Consider the following 22,542-nt stretch of genomic DNA (forward strand, 5'->3'; position numbering starts at 1 on the left):
CTCCTTCGGTTAGGCGGCGGAACTAACGGGATTGGTGTTTGCAAGCGTGAGCTCGGGCCGCGTGTGCGAAACCTGCAGCGGCACGGCAGCCGCAGCACCCGCGCCGTGGTTCTGCAACCGGACGACCAGGTCACGGAAATGCTGCAGCGCGACGGGCTTGGCAAAACAGATGCCGGCCCGCCCACCCGCGTGCCAGCGCACCGTCGCCTGTTCGAAGCTTTGTCCGCCAATGCTGATCGACACCAACTGCCCGATCGCCAGCCCCGGGACGGCATCGATGCAGGTTCCGCGCAGCGACAGGTTGTGCACCGCGACCTGTTCGTGGCGACCGCCGCAGAACAGGCTTGCCGTCTGCGACAGCGGCAACCGGACCGAGCGCAGGCGCTGGTTTCCCGGTGCAGTGCCAGGAAGCTTGCCGATTTCCGCGCTGACCCCAAAGCGGCCATTGGCTACCCAGCGCACCACGCCCGATTTCGGCCCTTCGCAATCATAGCAGAACGCGATGGCATCCCCCACGCAAACGCCCGGAAAGGCATCGGAACAGATGCCGGAAAGCGAGATGTTTCTGAGCGTGACAAAGTGGATCGCGCCATCATGGATGACGTAGGCACTCTTGAATGTGGCGATGCTGCGCTCGGTCTTGCGCCGTTCCATCATATGATGATCCCTTTCCCCTAGGGTGATCAGTGTCCGCAGGTCTGGCTAGCGAAATAAACCGCTCAGAATTATCATTTCTTCGCCCTCATGGCCGTATCAGCCCACAAACCCGGCTAACCACTTGTTCACCGAATGGACGATCACCTCCCGTTTGCGGCAGAAGTTTCATTTGCTGGCCTACTGAGTTTGATGTAGGCCTTAAGACACTTGTTCAGGCAAGATGTGATCGTGCAGATGATAATGTGCAGCGGTTATTTTTCCATGATTTTCAATACGATAGTTCAAAACTTGTTGCATGGTGACCGACTGCTGGGATCAAGGTAACGCACGCTGCGGGGAACGGGACTTCCCCTGTCGGAGATGTCCGGATGAAAACCGCAACTGCTGAAAGTCCGCTGGTCGCGATTGTTGATGATCAACGTGATGTGCGGACAACTGTGGGCCGCGGCTTGGCGGCGCATGGTTTTCGCGCACACCCCTTTGCCAGCGGGCAGGATCTGCTCGATGCGCTCGAATATCTCGAGCCCGATTGCATTCTGCTCGATATGCGCATGCCCGGCATGGACGGTATCGAAACGCTGAAGGCCATTCCGCACCGTCGCCGCAGCATTCCGGTGGTGTTTTTCACCTCGCATGGGGATATTCCCCTTGCCGTCGAAGCCATGCGCCTAGGGGCCACCGATTTCATCGAGAAGCCGGGTTCATTCGAGCAGATTGCCGCCAAGCTGCGCGCGGCGTTGAGCACGCGGGCCAAATCCCATGATCCGGAATACAGCAGCGAGAACGCACGCGAGATCATCGATAGTCTGACGTCCCGCGAGCGCGAGATCATGCGACTGGCCAGCGATGGCATGCAGAGCAAGGAAATCGCCGCCCACCTCAACATCAGTGTGCGCACCGTAGAGTCGCACCGCCATCACGCCATCCAGAAGATCGGCGATGGCCGGCTTATCAACATTGCGAGGCTTTTCCGCGCGGTGGAAGGGAGCTAGGATCGCGTCATGCGCGTGCTGTTCAAGGATGACGATCCGATGACCGCGCGCACTCTTGAACGGCAATTGCGCAAGCTGGGCCATGCCACGGAACGCATCACTGATATCCAAGCGCTGATGTCGGGCCAGAGCGAACTCGAACCCGATGTCATCATCACCGACATCTTCATGCCCGATATCGAAGGTCTCGAATTGATCCGGATGATCAAGCGCAGCCCGCTGGGCGATGTCCCGATCATCGCCATTTCGGGCGGTGGCGCTTACATGGGCGGTATTCCCAATGTCGAAGGCTGCTTTGTGGCCAAGGCTGCTGTTACCATTGGCCCTATCAGGTTTTTGCGAAAGCCCGTCTCGCTTGAAGAATTGCAAACAGCGCTCGATGCCTGCGCGCAGACAAAGCCGCCACCCCCTCACAGCTAGGACCGCTTCAGGCGGGCTTTCCGGGGCAACCCGCCCGCACCCATTGCGCCGCGACCTGCGCGGGCATGGCTTGCCCGAAGAAATGGCCTTGCAGGGCGTGGCATCCCATCGCGGCGAGCCGGACGGCGATTGCGCCATCCTCAACCCCTTCGGCGGTCACGGTCATATCGAGCTTGCGCGCAATCCCCATACAGGCCTCGATCACGGCTTCAGCGGATTCCGATCCGGGCAAAGCGAGGCAGAAGGACTTGTCGATCTTCAACTCGGAAAAAGGCAGGCTGGCAAGGCGGCCAAGCGAGGAATTGCCAGTGCCGAAATCATCAATCGACAGGCCGAACCCGGCCAGTCGCAATTGCGTGACCTTGCGGAAATCGAGCTCGTCGAATTCGAACAGCGTGGCCTCGCTGAGTTCGAGGATTACCCGGCTGGGTGCGATCGCGTAATGGGCGCAGCGTTCCGCCAACCGTTCGCGAAAGCCATCAGCCACGGCGTGGACCCCGAAGATATTGATCGAGATTGACAGATCAGGCGCGGTGGTCAGATCGGCGAGGAATGCGAGCGATTTCTCGATGACGATATCGGTCACGGAGGTAGAAAGATCATCATCGTGGACCAATTGTTCGAGATATTGGGGCGCGAAATAACCGGTGCTCTGGCCCGAGATGCGGAGCAGGGCTTCAAACCCTTTGAGGCGGAGCCCATCGGCATAGAAGATCGGCTGAAAATAAGGCCCGATCTGACCGCTACGTGCCGCCTTCTCGAATTCACCGGGAGACAGCAGATCAGCGGACCGATCGCGCAAAAGCAGGGGCGAGGCATCCGGCAGGGCGATGCTCGCGCGTTCAAGCACCTGACGCAGTTCGCGCGCGGAAAACGGCTTATGGAGGAAACCGGCAATTTCTGCCTTGGCCGCTTGCAGGACCCCGCGCGAGGCTTCGAAGGTGCGCTTATCCGCCCCGGTCATCACATAGATCGCCGCCTTACAATGAGGGCCAAGCCGCGCAATCACATCGATCCCGTCCACCTCCGGCATCATCAGATCGATCAGCAGCAAGTCCGGCCCAAAACTGGCAAGCAGCGCTTCAAATTCGACAAGAGTGGAGCACGCCCGCACTTCGGCGCCGAGCCGTTTTGCCATCAGGGCAATGGTGTCACGGACCGCCGCATCGTCATCCAGCACGAGCAAGCGGCGCGCCGGATACCCCTCAACCGCTCTCGATTCCGGCCGACCAGACAACAAGCTCTCCTGCGGATTTATGTTTCGCGCTCGCTTCATAAGCAACATCTGGCCGGATGTCTTGACGTTTGTGCAAACACACTCAGGCGTGCAGCAGCGAAGCGCATTGCGCAGGTTGCTGCTTGTTGGCATGCCCCCCCGCCAGCGCTTCCGGGGCAATCCCGGATGCCCGTGAACTTGCGTTCGACAGGGCATCCGGACCCGCTGTTTGGCCAGACCCGATGCGGGCAAGGCCTTGGGGGTACCAACGGGGAGCGCCGCAAAACATTCTGCCATGCCGGCCACAGGCAAGCGGCCAGCACAACAGCCGTTTTCATCAACTATTCGGGCCTTAGCTGGTGGTTATCCCATGGAGCGTGAAGGGAATGTCCGCAGGACTACTGAACAAACGCGCGCCAACGTTCTTGAAAACTGCGAAATCATTCCGCCAGCACGCGCAAAATCGCATCTTTGAGCTCGTTGGCCTTGTAAGGCTTGCGCAGTAGAGCGATCCTGCTCTGGTCCTTCAGGCCCAGATGCTCGAAAGCCGCAGCCGGGTAGCCCGAGGTGTAAAGCACTTTCATGTCGGGTGCGATGGCCGCAGCCGCTTCGCCAAGTTCCTGGCCGTTCATCCCGCCCGGCATGATGATATCCGTGTACAGCAGATCAAACGCTTCCCCCTTTTGCAACAGGGCCAGGGCGGACACGGCATTGTTGGCCGCCACCACCGCATAGCCAAGCCGCCCGAGCAGCTTTTCGACATGGGCGCGCACTTCGGGTTGATCCTCAACCACAAGAATGCGCTTGGGGGGAGGGGGAGCCTCTTGCAGCACGTCAGCGCGGCTCTCGCTTGGGTGCACAACACAGCCGGGACAAGCTGACAGATAGAGCTTGACCCTCGTGCCCTGCCCCTCTTCGCTGGTGATCGTGACCCCACCGCCCGATTGCACCGCGAAACCATAGACCGTGCTGAGGCCCAGCCCCGTGCCCTTGCCGAATTCCTTGGTGGTGAAATAGGGTTCGAAGGCCTTGGCAATGATCCCTGACGACATCCCGACCCCGCAATCGGAGACGGACAGGACGACATATTGCCCCGGCGCGAGGCCGGCATCATGGGGCAGCATATCGGCGGTCACCACGTGGTTCTCGCAGGCGATCGCCAGTTCACCGCCATGGGGCATCGCGTCCCGCGCGTTCATGGCCAGGTTGATGATCGCCTGTTCGAGTCCATTGGCGTCGACGTTGGCCTCCCACAGCCCATCACCCACAGACAGTGTAAGCGCAATACTTTCGGGCAAGCCGGCCCGCAGAAGCGGCCACACGCTGTCGAGGAGCGCGGTCATATCGACGCAGCGGGTCTCGAACCGGGTCTGGCCGGAAAATGCCAGCAGGCGGCGGGTCAGCGCGGCCGCGCTTTCGGCCGCATGATTGATCAAGGCCACGCTTTCGGCATCGGGCTCGGCCAGCGTGCTCATTTCCAACAGCTCGGCATTGCCCTGGATGATCATCAGCAGGTTGTTGAAGTCATGGGCTATGCCGCCCGTCAGCTGGCCCACGGCTTGGAGTGCACGGGCGCGGGTGTAGCCTTCCTGCTGGCGCTTGATGGCGGTGATATCGCGCACACTGCCCAACACCCGATAGGCCTTGCCATCGGGGTGACGCAGGATCGTCGCTTTGGCGACAACATCGATCTTCTGCTGGTTGGCACCGATGATCTGGTATTCCCTCTCCCACTGCCCCGCCCCCGATTTCAGCGCGGCGCTGTAGGATTGGAAGGTCTCAGTCACATCAGCCGGGCTGATCCGCTCCATCCAGTGGGCCGCCTCGAAGGGGGCAGGCGGTTCCTCCAGCCCCAGCTTGGTGCCCCAGTCAGGGGTGACCCAGGATTTCCCGGTTTCAAGATTGTGATCCCACAGAATGTCGCTGACCGTATCGGCAATGATCCGGAAGCGGGTTTCGGAGGCTTCGAGATCCGCGAGCGCGGCGGTGAGTTGGCCGACATCGGTGGCCGTGCCGATCACCCGCACCGCCTTGCCATCGGGATTGCGCACAATGAAGGCGCGGATCACGATATGGCCGATGGATCCATCCGGGCGGCTGATCGAGTGATCGACCGAGAACCGCTCCTCGCCCGAAGCAATTGCCTTGAGCGTTACGTCGCGCACCGCATGTTCGCTGCCGCTGATCGCATTGCGCGCGTCGAGATTGTCCGGCCCCATCACCTCGGGCGGATCATAGCCATAGACATTGCGGAAGGCTTCGTTGGCGTAGAACGAGCTGGTTTCGATATTCCATTCGAAGATCACGTCCTGGCTGGCTCTGGCCGCCAGTTCGAAGCGTTCGCGATAGGCGCGGGCGGCCTGCTCGCTCTCGATCAGCCGCGAAACATCGGTGAAGCTCACCAGCACGGCGGCGACCTTGCCGTCCTCGTCGGTGGCGAGAAAGGCGTTGCACAGCGCCCAGACAATATTGCCATCGACCGGATGCTTGCGCCCCATCAGCAGGCCGCGCACCGTGGCCCGTTCGCGCATCGCCCGGTTGAACGGGCGTTCTTCAACCGGCATGGGCGACCCATCGGGACGCAGGAACTCCCAGTTGCGTTCCTCATTCGTCCGATCAAGCGGCGTCACCCCGCTGAGGCCCAGCATCTCCCGCGCCTTGGGGTTGATGTAGCGAATGCGCGAGTCAGGATCGTGAATGATGATCCCGGCCAGCACATTTTCGAAAATGAACTGGTAATCGCGCTCAAGCTGGGAATAGCGGGTCCGCACAGTGCGGTTGGCTGTCACATCGCGCGAAATGCCGATAAAATGGGTAACGGCGCCAGTGGCATCGGTCATCGGCTTGAACGACAGGTGGTTCCAGAAGGTCTCACCCGATTTGCGATAATTCAGGATCTCGCCATCAAAGGGCTGGCCTTTGGCGAGGGCTTCGTCGATCGCTGCGATGGTTTGCGGATCCGTGTCCGCACCCTGGATGATCGCGCACAAGGCATGATCAAGTTCGCCGCGATCAAAGCCGGTGATGTCGAGAAAGGCCTGATTGCAGAAGGTAATCCGCCGGTCACGGCCAAACACCAGCACGCCATCGGTGATGGCATCCAGCATGCCGGTGTAGAACGCCTCGTCCATTCCCGCCCCACTCCCCAGTGCGGATTGATCGCTGCCTGCAAAACCTTGCCAAGGGCAAAGCCCTTGCCGCAGCGTGACAAGCGTGATGCACCAAGCCTTGGGTGTGCCGCAAGGAAATTGGCACGGCAGCGATGATAGCGCGCGGCGGACGGAGTGCTGCTAGCGCACGATGGCGCGGCGATAGCCGGCGGCCTGCGCTTCTTCTTCAGAACAGAACCACGCCTCGGGACGGGTTGCCTCGTAATAGGGCATGCCCGGTAGATGATAGATCCAGGCGCCGCGGCGCGAATGGTTCCCCTTGATAACGCAGGGGCCTTGCCGCGCCGCGCTGCGGGGTGCGGCCGCCGCGCGGGCCTGCGCGCGGCGATCGCGCTGCGGGCTTTGGGCCGCCTGCTTGGCCATGCGATAGGCTTCAGGGGTAGCAAAATCCCACTGCCACATGCCGCTTTTGCTCGCCCGGGCGCGCGCTTCAGCCGCGACATAGTCATCGCTGTATTTGCGGAAGGCCATCGCCCACCCGGCCTCGACCAGAGCCTGCCCGAGATCAGCCGTCCCGATGCGGCAGACGGCCACCATCCGCCCATAGGCATCCGTGCCTTTGCCGAGGCAGGTCAGCGGTGATGTCCCGATCAGCGAGTCAAGCGCATCCTTGGCCATTTGCCCGCAAGGCACAGTCGCGCCATTATCGAAGCACGGCTGATCGCCTTCGGGCGCATCAATGCCGAAAATCCGCACCTGCATGCCGGCCACGGCGAGGGAATCGCCATCAATCACCCGCGCTGGCCCTTGCAGCGCTTGCGCCTGGGCCGAAGGCGCTGCCGCAGCGCTGATCGCGGCGAGCAGGGCCGCCAGCATAAAGGCCATCGGCTTTGGCGTGCGACTGCTCTCCACCAGGAAGCGGATGAGATATCGTTCTGAAAAACAAGCACTTAAATCGGAGACAATCGATCCCAGAAACCGCGTTGTCTTGCGATGTTCAGAAGCAAAGCGCTCCACCTTTTCCCTCCCTTGCGCCAACAGAAGCGAATCTCTGCTGTCTCACAGGGGCGAGAATCTAGGGCATTATTGGCAAGGATCTATGAATGTACGGGAAGACACCGTGCGTTCTTGTTTGCCTGAAATGCGGATCGGGTCTTATTATATTGAAATATATATAAATGTCGCTTATCCCAGAACCTATCCGGGCGCAGGCCAATCTTGAGGATGATGACGGCTCACGCCAACGAGAGCCACACGCAACCGCAAGCGCGCGACCATGGCTGCAAGCGGCTACGTTGCCTCATACGCAAACACTTTGAGTGGAGCGTACGCCTTTCGCCTTTGAAGGTTTAAAAAAGCTGAGAATCTTGTCTAGTAAAGAAACAGCTTTGATTTTCTCACTTCTAAGAAGCGACAGCACTGGATAGTGCTTCCTGCCCAAGGTGGGAGTCATCGAGGTGGATAGGAAAAAAAGCAAGCGCCAAGAAGTTCGGTACGAGTGGGAGATGCGTGACGGAAGTCAATGCAGGATAACACTTTTTGATGTAACAACTTGGGAGGCAGACGAAGCCGCGAAAGCCTGTGGTTGGCCGGGCCATTCTGGTCTTGGCTGAAACCAATTCGCATTGGGCCTGCCTGGTTGGTTGAAGATTCTGGCAGACTGTTCCGATCGCATTTGGAATGGTCTTGGCATCGCGAACCGAATGGTAAGCGCGGGCGAAAGCATGGGAAAAGCTGCGTTACCGGTCATGCGAGAGCCAAACCGATCCCCTAGAATTTGGTCCGAGTCTTTTTGAACAGACGGATGATCCACAGTCGTGTGGCAGCTTTACCAAACAATTGATTAAAAACGATTTATCCTCTATCTTATCTCTTTTTCCGGCACCGTCCGAATGTGAAACGTGCAATAAGTTATTGCGTTGAAATATTTGACTGTCAGCCGGTTTTTGCTAAATTTTTTGCTCCAAGCGAGGGTTCGACTGCTCCCGTAAGGGGGGAGGAAGTGCTATGCCGATGACAAGCCCGAAAGTCGCTTTTGCAACCAGGTCACGTCAGTCTATTGGCAAGCGTGGGAACACCGCCGTCATCTGGGCTCTGACCGCAGCCTTTATCCTGGTAGCAGGACCGTCGGCTTCAGCGCAGTGGGGCGTCAGCCTTCGACGTGAGGTCAGTCCCATTGCGCGGTTCACCCAGATTGAGGATCTCACGGGAACACCGGCCCAAAAACGGCAGACGGAAGCGATCAACGCAATGATCCCAGCCCGTCCCGAACTTGCGGTCGCCGCGCTGGGATTTTCGCTGCCGGCCGTTGGGGCCGATTCGCTCACCCATGCCTCAGCCCTGGATTGCATGACCGCGGCGATTTACTATGAAGCGGCAAATGAGCCGCTGACAGGACAGCGTGCCGTTGCTCAGGTCATCCTGAACAGAGTGAGGCATCCAGCCTTCCCTAATTCGGTGTGCGGTGTCGTCTTTCAAGGCTCGGAGCGTGCCACTGGATGCCAGTTTACGTTCTCTTGTGACGGTTCCTTGGCGCGAGCCCCGTCAAAAAGGCTTTGGCTCCGTGCACAATCAGTCGCCGCCGATGCCCTGAGCGGACTGGTCGAGACAAGAGTTGGGCACGCCACTCACTATCACGCATCCTATGTGCTGCCATACTGGGCACCTAAATTGACCAAGCTGACGACGATCGGATCGCACATCTTCTATCAATGGAACGAGAATTGGTCTCGTCCATCGGCTTTTACCGACCAGTATGCGTTCAACGAAGTCATGCCGCTTAGTGCGCAGACCGCTCTTTCAGGCCACCTGCTCGCAGCAGCGCACTCAGCTTCCAATCCCCTTCTCAGCCCCGCTACACTCTCGATCAACGATGCGGACGTCGCACCTGCCGGACAGTTTTCGTCAACGCAGGCAGCGGCGCGTCCCAAAGTGGCTACACCGCCGTTAACCAACCTCAACGTGCGTGAATCACAATTGATCGCGAGCGGATCGCGGCTGAAAGAGAGAGCCGGACAAGCGCTCGTTGCCGGGCAGGACATCATGCCAGACTGACGATCCCATGAGAATGCAGCAGGGGAGCAGGGCTGCAACCTTGCGGAACGCGTGCAAATGGGCGGTCGGCACGGGGCGGAAAGCATCTGATTACAGTAAGAAAGTGATAAAAAATCCGCAGCCCCTGCAAGGACAAGCGCCGATTGACGAGGCGCCCTCCTGATGATCCGCCTGACTTGTGGTCTGAGCCCGAAATTTCTGCCAGCTACGATTAAAACCCCAGGCCGTTGTGAAGCCCACCGCGGGGCGTGACGGCAAACCGTAGTGGGGACATGCCCCAATACGGTTTGCCGCTCGTTTTCCTGCTTCAGCTGGCGCAGACGCCGGGCACCCGACACCTCGAGACCGCCCTACTTTGCCGTCTGCTTTTTCAAGGTCGCCGAGCTGATCCCATGACGACGGCACACATCCGCCCTCGGCAACTCCGCTTCCTGCTCTTTCAAAACAGCGATAATCTGTTCCTCTCTGAACCAACTTCGCTTCATCAGTCCTTCCCCTTGTCAGGGGCGGTTCCTGCTCATCGCTTGAGGAAATCCAGGGGCTCAGACCATCAGACTTACCGCTGGAGCGGAGGAAAGGTGATAAGGGCAGCCGATGCGACCGAAATTAGTTCCTTTTGGGCCAAAACAAGGCTATGTGACTCGCCATATTCGCGCAGGGGGCGGTAAATGGCACGTATTCGCATGACTTTAATTGGCGCCTTCATTTACTTGATGGCACACCCGGTCATTGCTGCAGCCCATTCGTCTGGCAGCGGCCGAGGCCGTGGTCGCGGAATCGGCAATGGTCACGGTGGCGGGCAACCATTATCGGTTCCCGAAATCGATGCTTCGACTGGAGCGTTGGCGCTGGCTGCCTTGGGTGCAGCCTTGATCTTGGCGTGGGAAATCAACCGGCGCCGCAAGACTGCTTGAAGTCAAATCAAGGACCACTGCCCCGTCAACCAGGCGGCCAAGGCGACTGTGGTGTTCGCTACTACATGTGCGATGACAGCGTCACCCAGTCGCCCCCGGCGTAGCATTGCGGCTGCGAACAGCAGGCCAGCAATCCCGGCCAGAATAATGCGACCGTGTAGCAGCGCAAACAGAATGGTGGACAGCGCCACGGCCAATAATCTGGCCGAAGGCTTTCCTGTGTCCAAGCGGGCCAGAATATAACCGCGAAAGAAAGCTTCCTCTATAAGGGGGACCAAGAGCGTTGTTCCTAACGTTCGCCACAGTGCCCAGACTATCAGAGCGGTGCTGCCCAATGTATCCACCCCAAGAGTGTTTCCTTGAGGATCACCGGAAAACCAAACCCAGATAAGCCCAACCAATAACCCAATTCCGATCGAGACGGGGTCAAACGAGAGCTTTATCTGCGGCGCCAGCGCGCCGCGCATCCAAAACAACGCCCCCGCCATGACTACAACCTGCAGCGGATACCCCAGTGCAGGAAACGTCCAAAATGCGTGAACAATTATCCCTGACAACATGAAGAGGATGAAGGGCAGGATGAGGGCCGCAACGGGATCGTCACGTAATTTGCCTTTAGGCTGCGAAACGAAGCTACGGCGGTGGAAAGTCGGCACCGATTGGGCGAAAAAAAGCACCGCCAGTGCAAGTATTGTGAACAGCAGCCACCCGGCAAAACTATGAAATCCGTTTACCGCTAGTTCTGGCGAAAAATGCTCTCCAATCATGATTAGCACTGTGATCCGCAAGATGTTGAAGATCCAACTGACAATCAGTGCAAGAGGCCAAAGTACGCTCCAGAATCGGCTCTGGTGGAGCGTATCTCGAAATAAAATAGCGTAAATTGTCATGAACCCAGTGATCAACGCGAGCCCTTCAATTCCGGAACACTGGCTGGCCACGGCGACCATGAAATTTGGCAAGCCGATCCACTTGCGCACTGGGTCTACAAACACATCTTGGTGGAGAGCCGACAGAAGAAATGCAACGGCTTGAAAGGTTGCGTTTGAAATCAGTTCGATAGCCCATATTGGCTCGATCAGTTTCGCAAGAAAAGGGATCAAAGCAGCCAAGGCACAGATCAAAACAAGGAGGGGGCTATCTGTCTTCAGCCACATCCACCATTTTTGTGGCGGCAAAAGCCAGAACAACCCACCAAGGGCCGCCAATAATCCACCGCCTGAGAGCGCCAAAAAAACATAAATAAAATCTTGGTTTAAGTTATAATTGGGGATTATTAGCAAAGGGAAAAATATAATGGAAATTCCAACCAGATGAATTAAAGCCCATTTATTTTCTCGGTCAGAATTCTGAAAAATTTCAAAAAATCGGCGCCACGCATTTTTTTGGCCGTATATTACTAAACCTAAAGCAACCACGACACACAATGCACTAATAAATACACTGCGTAAGGCTCGGCACTCTGTTTCAAGACCAGTCAGGCGGCAATCAATTGGAGTGAAGATTTGAAAACTCGCGATGACGGCGAGAGTCTCAATTACGTACAATGTCAGAAGCGAAAAAAATCCGATTCTTGTCACGCAATCATTCCTATTTTTACCCCGCCGTCGCGCTACACGTTTGCTGGTAAACCGAGCGTCAAAACACGTCGTGACAAGTAGTCTGGGCCCGAAGTATCCACTATCCAAGGGTAGGCTTTTGGGTGAATTTGATGCCCATAGCTGCGAGTGATGGCAACAACCAAATCTTGGGCGGGCCGTTCACCTGCCGTCGCGCTCCCCGCACGCAGCGGAGCGGCTCTGTCAGAGCAAGTGCGACAGCTAAGGTCACCCGTTTTCGCTCACATCCACCCAAACAGAACCGAGCTCGGCAGCCGCTACAGGGCAAAGGCACTTCCGCTAGATCATGCTCCAGCGACCAGCCGGAAGGCCCGAAAGGCGCAAACAAAGCAGAGTCTAAGCTCAAGTGGCTTTGGGTGTTGCCCGGGGTTTGTGAGGGAACTGCCTTTCAGCAGGCCAAAACGCGCGATCAACGCAAAGCGCCTTTGGTTAAATCTCGCAGAAATCCAAGGGAAAGCACCTTAAAAAGGCTGGTGCCGCTTACGTGACTCGAACACGTGACCCCATCATTACGAATGATGTGCTCTACCAACTGAGCTAAAGCGGCGCCCGTCGTGATCGCGGGATAGCGCAATCGCTACCACACGCAATCGCAAAAGGTGGAGGCCCGAGCCGGAATCGAACCGGCGTATACGGATTTGCAGTCCGCTGCGTCACCACTCCGCCATCGGGCCGAGCCATCCGTTGGGCCCATAAGACCGCACCGGACAGATCGCGCGCCCTAGCGAGTCCCGCAGGCAAAGGCAATCACTCTTGCGCACCCCCACACGAGAAGCTGGTGCATGCGCCGTCCTTCCGCAACGTCAGGCTGGACCAAAGCCCGATTGCACGGCAAGGCAACGCCCATGACGATAGCCAGCTTGCTCGCACCGATCACCGGCCAGCCCGGCCCGGCCCGCCTTGCTCATGCGCAGGATTGGATGCAGGGGCGCACGCTCTATGGCGGCGCTTCCGCACTGGTCGCCTACACCATGGCAACCCGCGCCTTCCCCGACCTGCCGCCGCTGCGCTCGGCGCAGATCGGCTTTGTCGCGCCGGTGGGCGAAGAGATCGCGCTCACCGCAGAAATCGTGCGGCAGGGCCGCAATGTCACGCAGGTGCGCAGCGAAATCCTGTCGGAAGGCAAGGTTGCGCTCACCGCGTTCTGGCTGTTCGCGACCGGGCGCGAGGCCAATGCACTGCGCCCGGCCGATCCGCCCGCAGACTGGCCCGGCCCGCCCGAAGACAATGCCCCGGCCATGCAGCAAGGCGCCCCGTCCTTCATCGCACATAATTTCGATATCCGTTACGGCCAGGCCAAGGGGAGCGATCACGGCGCCACGGTGCGGCGCTGGGCGCGGCTGACCGAAGCGCATGATCTCGATCCCGTCGCCAAGCTGGTGCTGATGGGGGATGTCATGCCGCCGGGTGCGATGCGGATCATGCAACGCCCCGGACCGATCAGCTCGATCAACTGGTCGTTCAACGTGCTTGATCCGCAATCGATGTCGCCGGATGGCTGGTATCTGGCCGAGAACGCCAGCCAGTTCGCAGCGGATGGCTATTCCTCTGAGCGGTTGCGGATGTGGGACAGCACCGGACGGCAGGTGCTCGACGGGATGCAATGCGTGGCGGTGTTCGGTTAGGGCCGGACTGCGCTCAGCCCCACCCTCGCCCCCTCACACATCGTCGAATTGCGGGCGGCGCTTCTGCATTTCGGCCATCACTGCCTCAACCTGATTGGGGCTGCGCATGATGGCATGCTGTTCGAGGCTTTCCTCAAGCAGGATCGCATCGGTGCTGCGTTCGAACATGGTCGCCTGCAAGCGCTTGGCCGCGCGGATCGCGTGCGGGTTCTTGTTGGCGATGGTCCGGGCGATGGCAGTGGCGCGTTCGAGCGGGTTGTCCTCGACATAGGTCGCCAGCCCCAAGGCTTGCGCCTCGGCCCCGGTGAATTCGCGATTGGTATAGATCAACTCGCGCAGCACATCATCGCGCACCAGCCCGCGCCACAGCGCATAGCCGCCCATGTCGGGCACCAGCCCCCATTTGAGCTCCATGATCGCCATGCGCGTGTCGGGATGGACGACGCGGATGTCGGCACCGCTCGCGATCTGCAAGCCACCGCCAAAACACACGCCATGCACCGCCGCTATCACCGGCACCGGCAGCTTGCGCCACTGCATCGCCACCTGCTGGGCGCGGTTGGCATTGCCATAGGTGCGTTCTGTCAGGCTGGGCTCGTCGGGCGAGGGGTTGCGGGAGAAGTTCGACAGATCAAGCCCGGCACAGAACGCCTTGCCTTCACCCGAAAGCACGACAGCGCGCACGCCCTTCATCCGCTGGAGCACACTGCCCGCCTCGATGATCCGCTCGAACATCTCGGGATCAAGCGCGTTCATCTTGTCCGCCCGGATCAGCCGGACATGGGCCACGCCGTCATCATCGAGATTGATAGTGACCCGCTCATTGGTGGACATGGTGGCAGCAAGCGGCATGGGGGAACCTTCTGTTTTCCGTGGTGAGTTGGGTAGCGCCAAGACTGGCGCAAGGCTGCGAGCAAGTCCAGCCGCAATCACACCACCCGGCGCGGGCCGATTGGCGGAGGAAAGCCGCTCAAACCCCCGAGATGGCGCGTCAGCATCGGGCCAAGCCGGTGCGCGGCGAGCTTGGCGTACAAGCGCCTTGCCGCCAGTTCCGCGCTGGCCTGTTCGCGTGCCCAAGCCATCAACACTTCGTCAGGAAGGCGGCGCTGCGGGGCGGCGGCAAGCCGCCACAACAGCGCGAATTCGGGCGGATCAAGGCCAAGCCAGCAATCCTCGACCCGGCCATCGTGATGGAACAGATCGAGCGTCAAATCGCCGAGCTGGCGAAAGCGCGGCACGAAGGTCTGGCCAGCGGCAAAGAGGCTCGCGCCATCCATCACGGCCATATCAGGCCCGCGCGCTCAACATCTCCGCGACGCGGCGGAGATCATGGCCGAAGCGCCAGTCGCGATAGGAGCCGAAACGGCTCAACCGGATCCGGTGCTGCACCAGACCGGCAAGGAGCAGCGCAACCTGACAGAAGCCGGGCGCTGCCGCGAGCACCATATGCGCTCCGGGTGAAACCTGATCGACAGTGCCTTTCACCAGATGCGCGCTGACAGCCACGACCTGAAAGGCAGTGATCAACAGGGGGTAGATCCGGTTGGCGTTGAGCGCGACGAGGATGAGCCCGGCCAATGCAGCCGTATCGGCGAGGCCGAAAAACAGCGAGAACGCGCCCAGATCGGCAACCCCGTCGCTCAGCGTCTGGAACACCAGCGAAGGCGCAACGATAGTGCTGCCAAAGACGATGGCCAAGCCGCGTTCCGGCCCCCCGCCCCAGCGCCACAATGCAAACAGCAGGCTGACGAATATGATGTTCTGGATATCGGCCAGATGGGCGCCGATGAAGTCGGAGATCATCCCCGCACCTCGCACCAAGCGGCGGCGATCATGGATGGTGTGGCCATCGGCACGCCCCGATGCCTGCGGTGGGCGCCGGACACATCAGCGCGGACGGACACAGGCACCGTTACAGACGGGGGCCGCGACCTGCGCTGGCGCGCTCCAGCCCTTCGCGGAAAGCGCGGTTTTGCCGTCCACCACATCGCTCAGAACCATGGCGGCATTTATGCTGAGGATGACGGTGGCGAGAATGCAGGCGGCCATCGAAAGGATCGCAAGCAGCCGGAGGGGCACCGCATGCTCGCCGTCGAGCAGCTTGGGGACAAGCTGCGGTTCGTCCGGCTCGGCCTGATTCTCCGATGGCACGAAGGGCAAGGCGTCACCCAGCAGGATGCTGCCGGTTTCGTCGCGCGCCCAAGCCTCAACCAGCGGGAAAGTCCTGGCGGGTTGGGCGGCGCTGCTCGCCGGGACAACCGGCTGCGACGGGGCAGGTGTCGCGAGCGAGCGGGAATCACGCGGGCGGGACTGGGGCAGCTCCATCCGATTGTCGCGGTGGACTGCGCGATAATTCTCGACCAGCTCGGACAGGCTGCCCGCGCTGTAGATATCCTTGAGAGCGCGGATGTGCTGGTTGATCCGCGATTCGGATACGCCAAGCTCGCTCGCAATCACCTTGATCGGGACGCGCCGGTCGATCCGCTGCATCACAGCGCGCTGCCTGTCTGTCAGCAGAGGTGTAGCGCTCGGCCGCATTCCCTTCTCCCAAAAACGGATACCCGGGATTCAACCCAATGCATCCGTTCATGACAAGGAAAATCTTCTTTCCGAGGCGAATAATTTCAGAATGTTGGCGCGTGGTTACGCCGCCGTCGAATTGACCCCGACCGAGGCGAGATAGCGCCGGATGTTGCGCGCGGCCTGCCGCAGGCGTTGCTCGTTCTCGACCATGGCGATGCGCACATAGCCTTCGCCGTTCTCGCCATAGCCCACGCCCGGTGCGACGGCGACCTGCGCCTGTGTCAGCAGTTGCTTCGAAAATTCGAGACTGCCCATGCCGCGCAGGGCAGGCGGAAGCGGTGCCCATGCAAACATCGAGGCCTTGGGTGACGGGATCTCCCAGCCCGCGCGCCCGAAGGCTTCGATCATCACATCGCGGCGCTTGCGATACAATTCGCGGTTGCTCTCGATGATGTCCTGCGGGCCATTGAGCGCCGCACACGCCGCCGCCTGAATCGGGGTGAAAGCACCGTAATCGAGATAGGACTTCACGCGGGTAAGTGCAGCAATCAACTGGCGGTTGCCGACCGCAAAGCCCATCCGCCAGCCCGCCATCGAATAGGTCTTGGACATCGAGGTGAACTCGATCGCGACATCCTTCGCGCCCGGCACCTGCATGATCGAAGGCGTCGGATTGCCATCGAAGTACAGCTCGGAATAGGCCAGATCGGACACCACCCAGACCTGATTTTCCTTGGCCCACGCCACCAGCCGTTCGTAGAAGGCGAGATCAACCGTCTCGGCCGTCGGGTTCGACGGATAGCTCACCACCAGCACCGAGGGGCGCGGCACGGTGAAATTGACCGCGCGATCGAGCGATTCCCAATAGTGTTCATCCGGCGTCGTCGGCACGGAGCGGATCGTCGCGCCCGCAATGATGAAGCCGAAGGTGTGGATCGGGTAGGATGGGTTGGGCGCCAGCACCACATCGCCCGGCGCGATGATCGCGGTGGCGAGGCTGGAAAGCCCTTCCTTCGAACCCATGGTGACAACCACTTCGGTTTCGGGATCAAGTTCCACCCCGAAGCGGCGCGCATAGTAATTGGCCTGGGCGCGGCGCAGGCCCGGAATGCCCTTGGACTGCGAATAGCCATGCGCATCAGGCTTGGCCGCCACTTCGCACAGCTTGTCGATGACATGCTGCGGCGGCGGCTGATCGGGATTGCCCATGCCGAGATCAATGATGTCCTGCCCGGCCAGCCGTGCCTGATGCCGCATCGCGTTGACTTCCGCGATCACATAGGGCGGCATGCGCTTCATGCGGTAAAACTGGTCGTTCATGGCGTGTCCTGATCTGGCCGGTGGCGACGTGCGGAATGCTGCGTCCCGTGCAACTCTAGGGCATTATCGGTCGAAGTGGGAAGGCGTTTTCGCTAGAAGGGCATCGACCAAGGGATTCTCCCGCTGCTTAGGCGACACAGCGCGGGATCAAGGGCGGGACAAATGCGGCAATGGCCAATGCGGAAGACAGCAACGAAATCCTCAACGCGGCGCTCGGCCAGTTCATGGCGATGCAAGGCGAAGCGATCCGCGACATGTTCGGCATGGGCGCCGGCGGCGCGAGCGGGATGACGATGCCACAAGGCTTTCCCGAAGGGCTTGATCCGGCAGCGCTGTCGGGCGGGATCGCCGAATGGGCAGGGACCGCCGCGCAATTGCAGCAATTGTGGCTCGATTTCCTGACATGGCAGGCCGGCAAGAGCGCGGAAAAAGCGCAAAAAGGCGCCAATCTGCTCGATCCGGCGCAGTGGCTGGTGATCTCGCAAAGCATGCTGACCCAGATGCCGACCGATCTGTTCAAGGCGCAGGGCAGGCTGGTCGAGGAGTCGATGCAATTGTGGCAGGGCATGGCCGAACGCTTCATCCCCAAGCCGCAGGGCGCCGGGGTCGACCCGGCCGACCCGACTGGCCTGCCACGCAGCGACCGGCGCTTTGCCGATCCGGCATGGCGCGAAAACCCGGCTTTCCTGCTGATGCATCAGACCTACCTGATGCTGGCCGATTATTTCCGCACCAGCGTCAAAGGCATGAGCGACCTCGATCCGGCCAAGCGCCAGCAGCTCGAATTTGCTGTCAGCGCGCTTGCCGAAGCGATGAGCCCGGACAATTTCCTCCTCACCAATCCGGTGGTGATGAAACGCACCATGGAAACGCACGGGCAAAATCTCGTGCGGGGGATGCAGCACCTCATCAATGATCTGAAGCGCGGGCAATTGACCCACACCGATCCCGAGGCCTTCCGGCTGGGCGAGAACCTCGCCGCCAGCCCGGGCAAGGTGGTGCACGAAACGGCAATGTATCAGCTGATCCAGTACAGCCCCTCGACCGAGGCGGTTTACGCGGTGCCGCTGGTGATCTTCCCGCCGTGGATCAACCGTTTCTACATTCTCGATCTCACGCCCAAGAAGAGCTTCATCAAATGGGCGGTGGATCAGGGGATCACGGTCTTTGTGGTGAGCTGGAAATCAGCCGATGCCAGCATGGCTGAGGTGGTGTGGGATGATTATACCCGCGCCCAGATCGAAGCGATCGATCACGTGCGCGCGCGGCTTGACGTGCCTGCCGTCCACACCATCGGCTATTGCGTGGCGGGGACAACGCTGGCCGCGACGCTCGCGATCCTGGCCCGGCGGGGCGAGGCCGACAAGGTGAAGTCCGCCACCTTCTTCACCGCGCAGGTCGATTTCGAGAAGAGCGGCGATCTCAAGCATTTCATCGATGATGCCCAGTTGGAGATGATCGGCAAGCTTTCGCCCGAAGGCTATCTTGACGGGCGCTATCTCGCGGCGACCTTCAACGCGCTGCGCGGACGCGATCTCATCTGGAATTATGTCGTCAACAATTACCTCTTGGGCGAGGATTACCCGGCCTTCGATCTGCTCCACTGGAACGGCGATGTCACCAATCTGCCCGCCAAGTGGCACAATGATTACCTGCGCGATCTCTACCGCGACAACAAGCTGGTGGTGCCCGATGCGCTGCACGCCGATGGCACGCCGATTGATCTGACGCGGGTGGCAACACCCTGCTTCATCCAGGCCGGACGGGAAGATCATATTGCCCCCGCCGAAAGCGTGTGGCGGGCAACGCAGCACTTCACCGGCCCGGTCGAATTCCTGCTCGCCGGATCGGGGCATATCGCGGGCGTCGTCAATCCGCCCTCGGCGAACAAGTATCAATATTGGGTGGGCGACAGCACCGCCCCATCACTCGCGGCCTTTATCGAGAGCGCGGTCGAGCATCCCGGCAGCTGGTGGCCACATTGGCTGGCCTGGCTTGAGCGACAGAGCGATGCGCGCGTCCCCGCCACCGGCAAGCGCGTGCCCGGCAGCAAGGGCGACCGCGTGATCGAGGATGCGCCGGGCCGCTATGTAAAGACCCGCTAGGCCGCTCTTTTTCCAAGACTTCTTCCGTCCTTGGCGTGTTTATTGTGCGCTGCACAAAAAATGCTTGACTTCGCACACGCACACCCTATTTTGTGCAGTGCAACATGGGGTCACCCAAGGACGTGAGGACAATATGGCTGACGAGATCATCAAGGCTGACAGTGTGAAGCCTGCCGCACCGGTTTCGAAGATCGATGCCGCGGCCGAGAAGGCCTATGCCGAAGCCGCTGCCAAGGTGGTGGAAGCCCCCAAGGCGACGGGCAAGGCTCCGGTCGTGAAGGCTGCTGCCAAGAAGGCAACGCCCGCCAAGAAGGTTGCGGCTGCCAAGAAGGTCGCCGTGAAGAAGGTCGCTACCAAGCAAGCCGCGCCGAAGAAGGCTGCTGCCGCCAAGAAGCCCGCCCCCGCCAAGGCGGCGGCTCCGGTGGCCAAGGCTGCCGCGGTGCTTGCTACCCCCGTCACCACCATTACCAAGCTCAAGGATACCATCATGGCCACTGCCAAGAACACCGATTTCACCGCCACCGCCAAGACCGTGGCTGCCGATGTCCAGACCCGCGTGAAGGGTGCCTATGCCAAGACGGCTGAAGTCGCGGCGGAAGTCACCGAATTCAACAAGGCCAATGTCGATGCGGTCGTGGAAAGCGGCAAGATCTTCTTCGCTGGCGCGCAGGAACTGGTGAAGGACAATGTCGAAACTGGCAAGACCGTGATCGAAACCGTCACCGCCGATGCAAAGAAGCTGATGGAAGTGAAGTCGCCGACCGAACTCATGCAGATGCAGGGTGAACTCGCGCGCCGCAATTTCGATGCGATCGTCTCGTTCGGCTCGAAGCGCACCGAAGCCTGGGTGAAGCTCTACAACGAAGCCTTCGCTCCGATTTCGAACCGCGTGAGCATCGCGACCGAAAAGCTGACCAAGGCTGCCTAAGCCAATCTGTTTCTGAGCCGGGCCTCTCCTCTCTCTCCCAACCCGGCTTATGAAAGTGCGCTGATCAAGCGCAGGGCCGGATGAACCAAAAGCGGTTCATCCGGCCCTTTTTTGTGGTCGTGCGCCTGCCTCGTCTGCCAGTTCGTGCCGGACGGCGGGAACAATGTGGCTTCAAGTCTCTTGCACACCTGTAAGCGAATCCCATAATGAAGGCCTATGCCCCGCAACCTTACCCCTCCCCTTGCGCAGAGCGCTGCAGCGCCGGTCATCCCGCTGACCCCGCTGCGCGCGGGTGACGACGACAAGGACGCGGACAAGGACGGCGCCGGCCAAGTCGGGGTTGCCACCAAGACCCGCACCAAGCCCAAGAAGCCGAGCCAGTACAAGGTGCTGATGCTCAATGATGATTACACCCCGATGGAATTCGTGGTGATGGTTCTGAAGCGCTTCTTTTCGATGGATCTCGAACAGGCGACCCGTGTGATGCTGCATGTCCATCAACGCGGCGTCGGAGTGTGCGGGATCTACACCTACGAAGTGGCTGAAACCAAGGTGCATCAGGTGATGGATTTCGCGCGGCAGAACCAGCACCCGCTGCAATGCACGCTCGAAAAGGCCTGATCAGCGCGCTTGCGGCACGGCCAGGCTGCGCAATGACAAGGCCTCGCCACCCCCGCACACAGGGGGACATGACCGCCGCGAAAAATGCCGCTATGGGCTGGGGGGAAAGCGGGTTTGCCCGCATGCAGCCACACCACCAACCGTCAGGCGACAAGGCGTTCCGGACCGCTCGTGCTCAGATTCCTCCCCGCCATTGATCGCTATATCCTGCGGCTCGTGATCGTGCCGATGGTCGGGGTGTTCGCGCTGGCGGCCTCGCTGTTCATGCTCGACAAGATGCTGCGCCTGTTCGATTTCGTCGCGGTGGAAGGCGGCCCGGTCGGCGTGGTGTTCCGGATGCTCGGCGCGCTGGTGCCGGAATATGCCAGCCTTGCCATCCCACTGGGGCTGCTGCTCGGCATCCTGCTTGCCTTCCGCAAGCTCGCCACCTCGAGCGAACTTGATGTGATGCGCGCGGTCGGGCTGTCCTACGGCCGCTTGCTGCGCGTGCCCTATGCGATCACGCTGGTGCTGGTGGCGATCAATGTCGGGCTCGTCTTCTATATCCAGCCGGTCAGCCGCTATTACTACGAACAGCTCGAATATGAACTGCGTTCGGGTGCGCTCGGCGCCTCGATCAAGGTTGGCGAATTCAACAAGCTGGCGGATCGCTTCGCGCTGCGGATCGATGCCAGCGAGGATGAAGGCCGGCGCCTGATCGGTATCTTCGCGCGGGTCGCCAACGAAAAGGGGCAGGTGCTGTCCATCAGCGCGCGCGAGGGTCGCTTTCTGGCGACGAGCGACAACCCCGACACCATCATCCTGCGCCTGATCGAAGGCACCATCATTCAGGACACCAGCCTCAAGGAAAACGGGGCGAGCCCGCGCGTGCTTTCCTTCAGCCGCCACGATCTGCCGATCGATTTGCCCGCGATCGAACAATTCCGCGCACGCGGCGATTCGACACGCGAATATATCCTGCCCGAATTGCTGCGGATCAGCTGGAATGATCGCACCGCCCCCGCCCAGCGCGATGCCGGGCAGGCGACGTTCAACTACCGGCTTGTCGAAATCGTGATGATGCTGCTGATGCCGCTGCTTGCGGTGGCGCTGGCGATACCGCCCAAACGCTCGACCAGCGCGCTCGGCGTGTTTGTCTCGATCGTGATGGTGGTCGCCTATCACAAGGTGAACCAATACGGCGAAGATGTTGCCGCGCTCGGGCGGATCGATCCGATCATTGCGCTGTGGGTGCCCTTTGTGCTGTTCGCAGCGCTCATCATCTGGATGTACACCCGCGTCGCGCATGTGCCGGGCGGCCAGCCCATCGGCGCGCTTGAAACCGCCGCGAGCAAGCTCGGCAAGCGGCTTGCCAAGCTCTTCGCCCGCCGCAAGCGCCATTATCAGCCCGTGCTCCGCGATGGCGACGCCGATCTTGCTGCCCAGGCCGCGGAATAGA

At 60.3% G+C, this 22,542-nt stretch carries 19 protein-coding genes, 2 tRNA genes and 1 pseudogene; 9 read left to right on the forward strand and 13 right to left on the reverse strand.

Translation table 11 applies throughout. The features are described 5' to 3' along the window. Positions 1 to 9: 9 nt before the first annotated feature. Positions 10 to 657 (reverse strand): PilZ domain-containing protein, encoded by a 648-nt coding sequence (locus SOQ14_RS04995; RefSeq protein ID WP_322896959.1) that lies wholly within the window; start codon positions 655 to 657, stop codon positions 10 to 12. A gap of 368 nt (positions 658 to 1,025) precedes the next feature. Here SOQ14_RS04995 and SOQ14_RS05000 point away from each other — a divergent pair, with 368 nt between their 5' ends. Further along, positions 1,026 to 1,649, forward strand: coding sequence for a response regulator transcription factor (locus SOQ14_RS05000; protein WP_322896960.1), 624 nt, complete (start codon positions 1,026 to 1,028; stop codon positions 1,647 to 1,649). A gap of 9 nt (positions 1,650 to 1,658) precedes the next feature. Beyond that, positions 1,659 to 2,069 (forward strand): response regulator, encoded by a 411-nt coding sequence (locus tag SOQ14_RS05005; protein WP_322896961.1) that lies wholly within the window; start codon positions 1,659 to 1,661, stop codon positions 2,067 to 2,069. Between the two features lie 7 nt (positions 2,070 to 2,076). Here the strand turns inward: SOQ14_RS05005 and SOQ14_RS05010 are convergent, their stop codons facing one another. The 3 genes from SOQ14_RS05010 to SOQ14_RS05020 form a co-directional block, all read right to left on the reverse strand. After that, on the reverse strand, positions 2,077 to 3,306 hold the full coding sequence (locus SOQ14_RS05010) for an EAL domain-containing response regulator (RefSeq protein WP_322896962.1): 1,230 nt from the start codon (positions 3,304 to 3,306) through the stop codon (positions 2,077 to 2,079). 419 nt (positions 3,307 to 3,725) lie between these two features. Then, complete coding sequence (locus tag SOQ14_RS05015; protein ID WP_322896963.1) at positions 3,726 to 6,416, reverse strand: hybrid sensor histidine kinase/response regulator; 2,691 nt, start codon at positions 6,414 to 6,416, stop codon at positions 3,726 to 3,728. A 159-nt stretch (positions 6,417 to 6,575) separates the two neighbouring features. Continuing rightward, positions 6,576 to 7,280 (reverse strand): thermonuclease family protein, encoded by a 705-nt coding sequence (locus SOQ14_RS05020; RefSeq protein ID WP_322896964.1) that lies wholly within the window; start codon positions 7,278 to 7,280, stop codon positions 6,576 to 6,578. Between the two features lie 1,122 nt (positions 7,281 to 8,402). Here SOQ14_RS05020 and SOQ14_RS05025 point away from each other — a divergent pair. Next, a complete protein-coding gene (locus tag SOQ14_RS05025) occupies positions 8,403 to 9,449 on the forward strand; it encodes a cell wall hydrolase (protein ID WP_322896965.1) in 1,047 nt (348 codons plus the stop codon). 290 nt (positions 9,450 to 9,739) lie between these two features. Here SOQ14_RS05025 and SOQ14_RS05030 read toward each other — a convergent pair. Then, positions 9,740 to 9,934: pseudogene (locus tag SOQ14_RS05030) on the reverse strand (transposase); the annotation flags it as partial. A 183-nt stretch (positions 9,935 to 10,117) separates the two neighbouring features. Here SOQ14_RS05030 and SOQ14_RS05035 point away from each other — a divergent pair. Further along, complete coding sequence (locus SOQ14_RS05035; protein ID WP_322896966.1) at positions 10,118 to 10,363, forward strand: VPEID-CTERM sorting domain-containing protein; 246 nt, start codon at positions 10,118 to 10,120, stop codon at positions 10,361 to 10,363. A 2-nt stretch (positions 10,364 to 10,365) separates the two neighbouring features. On the opposite strand, the gene xrtE is transcribed toward SOQ14_RS05035, so the two are convergent. The 3 genes from xrtE to SOQ14_RS05050 form a co-directional block, all read right to left on the reverse strand. Beyond that, positions 10,366 to 11,943 (reverse strand): exosortase E/protease, VPEID-CTERM system, encoded by a 1,578-nt coding sequence (gene xrtE / locus SOQ14_RS05040; RefSeq protein WP_322896967.1) that lies wholly within the window; start codon positions 11,941 to 11,943, stop codon positions 10,366 to 10,368. Between the two features lie 510 nt (positions 11,944 to 12,453). Continuing rightward, positions 12,454 to 12,529: transfer RNA gene (locus tag SOQ14_RS05045), tRNA-Thr, on the reverse strand. 53 nt (positions 12,530 to 12,582) lie between these two features. Continuing rightward, a tRNA-Cys gene (locus tag SOQ14_RS05050) sits at positions 12,583 to 12,656 on the reverse strand. A gap of 171 nt (positions 12,657 to 12,827) precedes the next feature. On the opposite strand from SOQ14_RS05050, the gene SOQ14_RS05055 reads away from it, so the two are divergent. Next, positions 12,828 to 13,607: an acyl-CoA thioesterase gene (locus SOQ14_RS05055; RefSeq protein ID WP_322896968.1), complete on the forward strand. Its 780-nt coding sequence runs from the start codon at positions 12,828 to 12,830 to the stop codon at positions 13,605 to 13,607. Positions 13,608 to 13,640: 33 nt separating this feature from the next. On the opposite strand, the gene SOQ14_RS05060 is transcribed toward SOQ14_RS05055, so the two are convergent. From SOQ14_RS05060 to SOQ14_RS05080, 5 genes are all read right to left on the reverse strand, one after another. Beyond that, positions 13,641 to 14,459, reverse strand: coding sequence for a crotonase/enoyl-CoA hydratase family protein (locus SOQ14_RS05060; protein ID WP_322896969.1), 819 nt, complete (start codon positions 14,457 to 14,459; stop codon positions 13,641 to 13,643). A gap of 77 nt (positions 14,460 to 14,536) precedes the next feature. Continuing rightward, positions 14,537 to 14,893: a hypothetical protein gene (locus SOQ14_RS05065; RefSeq protein ID WP_322896970.1), complete on the reverse strand. Its 357-nt coding sequence runs from the start codon at positions 14,891 to 14,893 to the stop codon at positions 14,537 to 14,539. 1 nt (position 14,894) lies between these two features. After that, complete coding sequence (locus tag SOQ14_RS05070; RefSeq protein WP_322896971.1) at positions 14,895 to 15,410, reverse strand: hypothetical protein; 516 nt, start codon at positions 15,408 to 15,410, stop codon at positions 14,895 to 14,897. Between the two features lie 84 nt (positions 15,411 to 15,494). Continuing rightward, positions 15,495 to 16,097 (reverse strand): hypothetical protein, encoded by a 603-nt coding sequence (locus SOQ14_RS05075; RefSeq protein ID WP_322896972.1) that lies wholly within the window; start codon positions 16,095 to 16,097, stop codon positions 15,495 to 15,497. A gap of 153 nt (positions 16,098 to 16,250) precedes the next feature. Continuing rightward, positions 16,251 to 17,450, reverse strand: a complete 1,200-nt coding sequence (locus SOQ14_RS05080; protein ID WP_322896973.1) for an LL-diaminopimelate aminotransferase — start codon at positions 17,448 to 17,450, stop codon at positions 16,251 to 16,253. A 170-nt stretch (positions 17,451 to 17,620) separates the two neighbouring features. On the opposite strand from SOQ14_RS05080, the gene SOQ14_RS05085 reads away from it, so the two are divergent. The 4 genes from SOQ14_RS05085 (at position 17,621) to SOQ14_RS05100 (ending at position 22,541) form a co-directional block, all read left to right on the forward strand. Next, positions 17,621 to 19,555 (forward strand): PHA/PHB synthase family protein, encoded by a 1,935-nt coding sequence (locus tag SOQ14_RS05085; protein WP_416232733.1) that lies wholly within the window; start codon positions 17,621 to 17,623, stop codon positions 19,553 to 19,555. A gap of 133 nt (positions 19,556 to 19,688) precedes the next feature. Further along, positions 19,689 to 20,483 (forward strand): phasin family protein, encoded by a 795-nt coding sequence (gene phaP / locus SOQ14_RS05090; protein WP_322896974.1) that lies wholly within the window; start codon positions 19,689 to 19,691, stop codon positions 20,481 to 20,483. Between the two features lie 282 nt (positions 20,484 to 20,765). Then, positions 20,766 to 21,104 (forward strand): ATP-dependent Clp protease adapter ClpS, encoded by a 339-nt coding sequence (clpS, locus tag SOQ14_RS05095; RefSeq protein ID WP_416232734.1) that lies wholly within the window; start codon positions 20,766 to 20,768, stop codon positions 21,102 to 21,104. A 171-nt stretch (positions 21,105 to 21,275) separates the two neighbouring features. Next, positions 21,276 to 22,541: an LptF/LptG family permease gene (locus tag SOQ14_RS05100; RefSeq protein WP_322896976.1), complete on the forward strand. Its 1,266-nt coding sequence runs from the start codon at positions 21,276 to 21,278 to the stop codon at positions 22,539 to 22,541. Position 22,542: the final 1 nt, after the last annotated feature.

Source organism: Erythrobacter epiphyticus, assembly GCF_034653295.1.
Taxonomy (GTDB): domain Bacteria; phylum Pseudomonadota; class Alphaproteobacteria; order Sphingomonadales; family Sphingomonadaceae; genus Erythrobacter.

What these genes read in the sequence shown, in the direction of transcription:
- SOQ14_RS05060 (WP_322896969.1), bottom strand. Translation starts at nt 14,459, where the DNA reads ATGCCGCTTGCTGCCACCATGTCCACCAATGAGCGGGTCACTATCAAT.
- SOQ14_RS05070 (WP_322896971.1), bottom strand. Translation starts at nt 15,410, where the DNA reads ATGATCTCCGACTTCATCGGCGCCCATCTGGCCGATATCCAGAACATC.
- SOQ14_RS05020 (WP_322896964.1), bottom strand. Translation starts at nt 7,280, where the DNA reads ATGGCCTTTATGCTGGCGGCCCTGCTCGCCGCGATCAGCGCTGCGGCA.
- SOQ14_RS05015 (WP_322896963.1), bottom strand. Translation starts at nt 6,416, where the DNA reads ATGGACGAGGCGTTCTACACCGGCATGCTGGATGCCATCACCGATGGC.
- SOQ14_RS05055 (WP_322896968.1), top strand. Translation starts at nt 12,828, where the DNA reads ATGACGATAGCCAGCTTGCTCGCACCGATCACCGGCCAGCCCGGCCCG.
- SOQ14_RS05075 (WP_322896972.1), bottom strand. Translation starts at nt 16,097, where the DNA reads ATGCAGCGGATCGACCGGCGCGTCCCGATCAAGGTGATTGCGAGCGAG.
- SOQ14_RS05035 (WP_322896966.1), top strand. Translation starts at nt 10,118, where the DNA reads ATGGCACGTATTCGCATGACTTTAATTGGCGCCTTCATTTACTTGATG.
- SOQ14_RS05080 (WP_322896973.1), bottom strand. Translation starts at nt 17,450, where the DNA reads ATGAACGACCAGTTTTACCGCATGAAGCGCATGCCGCCCTATGTGATC.
- SOQ14_RS05005 (WP_322896961.1), top strand. Translation starts at nt 1,659, where the DNA reads ATGCGCGTGCTGTTCAAGGATGACGATCCGATGACCGCGCGCACTCTT.
- SOQ14_RS05085 (WP_416232733.1), top strand. Translation starts at nt 17,621, where the DNA reads ATGGCCAATGCGGAAGACAGCAACGAAATCCTCAACGCGGCGCTCGGC.
- SOQ14_RS05065 (WP_322896970.1), bottom strand. Translation starts at nt 14,893, where the DNA reads ATGGCCGTGATGGATGGCGCGAGCCTCTTTGCCGCTGGCCAGACCTTC.
- phaP (WP_322896974.1), top strand. Translation starts at nt 19,689, where the DNA reads ATGGCTGACGAGATCATCAAGGCTGACAGTGTGAAGCCTGCCGCACCG.
- SOQ14_RS05025 (WP_322896965.1), top strand. Translation starts at nt 8,403, where the DNA reads ATGCCGATGACAAGCCCGAAAGTCGCTTTTGCAACCAGGTCACGTCAG.
- SOQ14_RS05000 (WP_322896960.1), top strand. Translation starts at nt 1,026, where the DNA reads ATGAAAACCGCAACTGCTGAAAGTCCGCTGGTCGCGATTGTTGATGAT.
- SOQ14_RS04995 (WP_322896959.1), bottom strand. Translation starts at nt 657, where the DNA reads ATGATGGAACGGCGCAAGACCGAGCGCAGCATCGCCACATTCAAGAGT.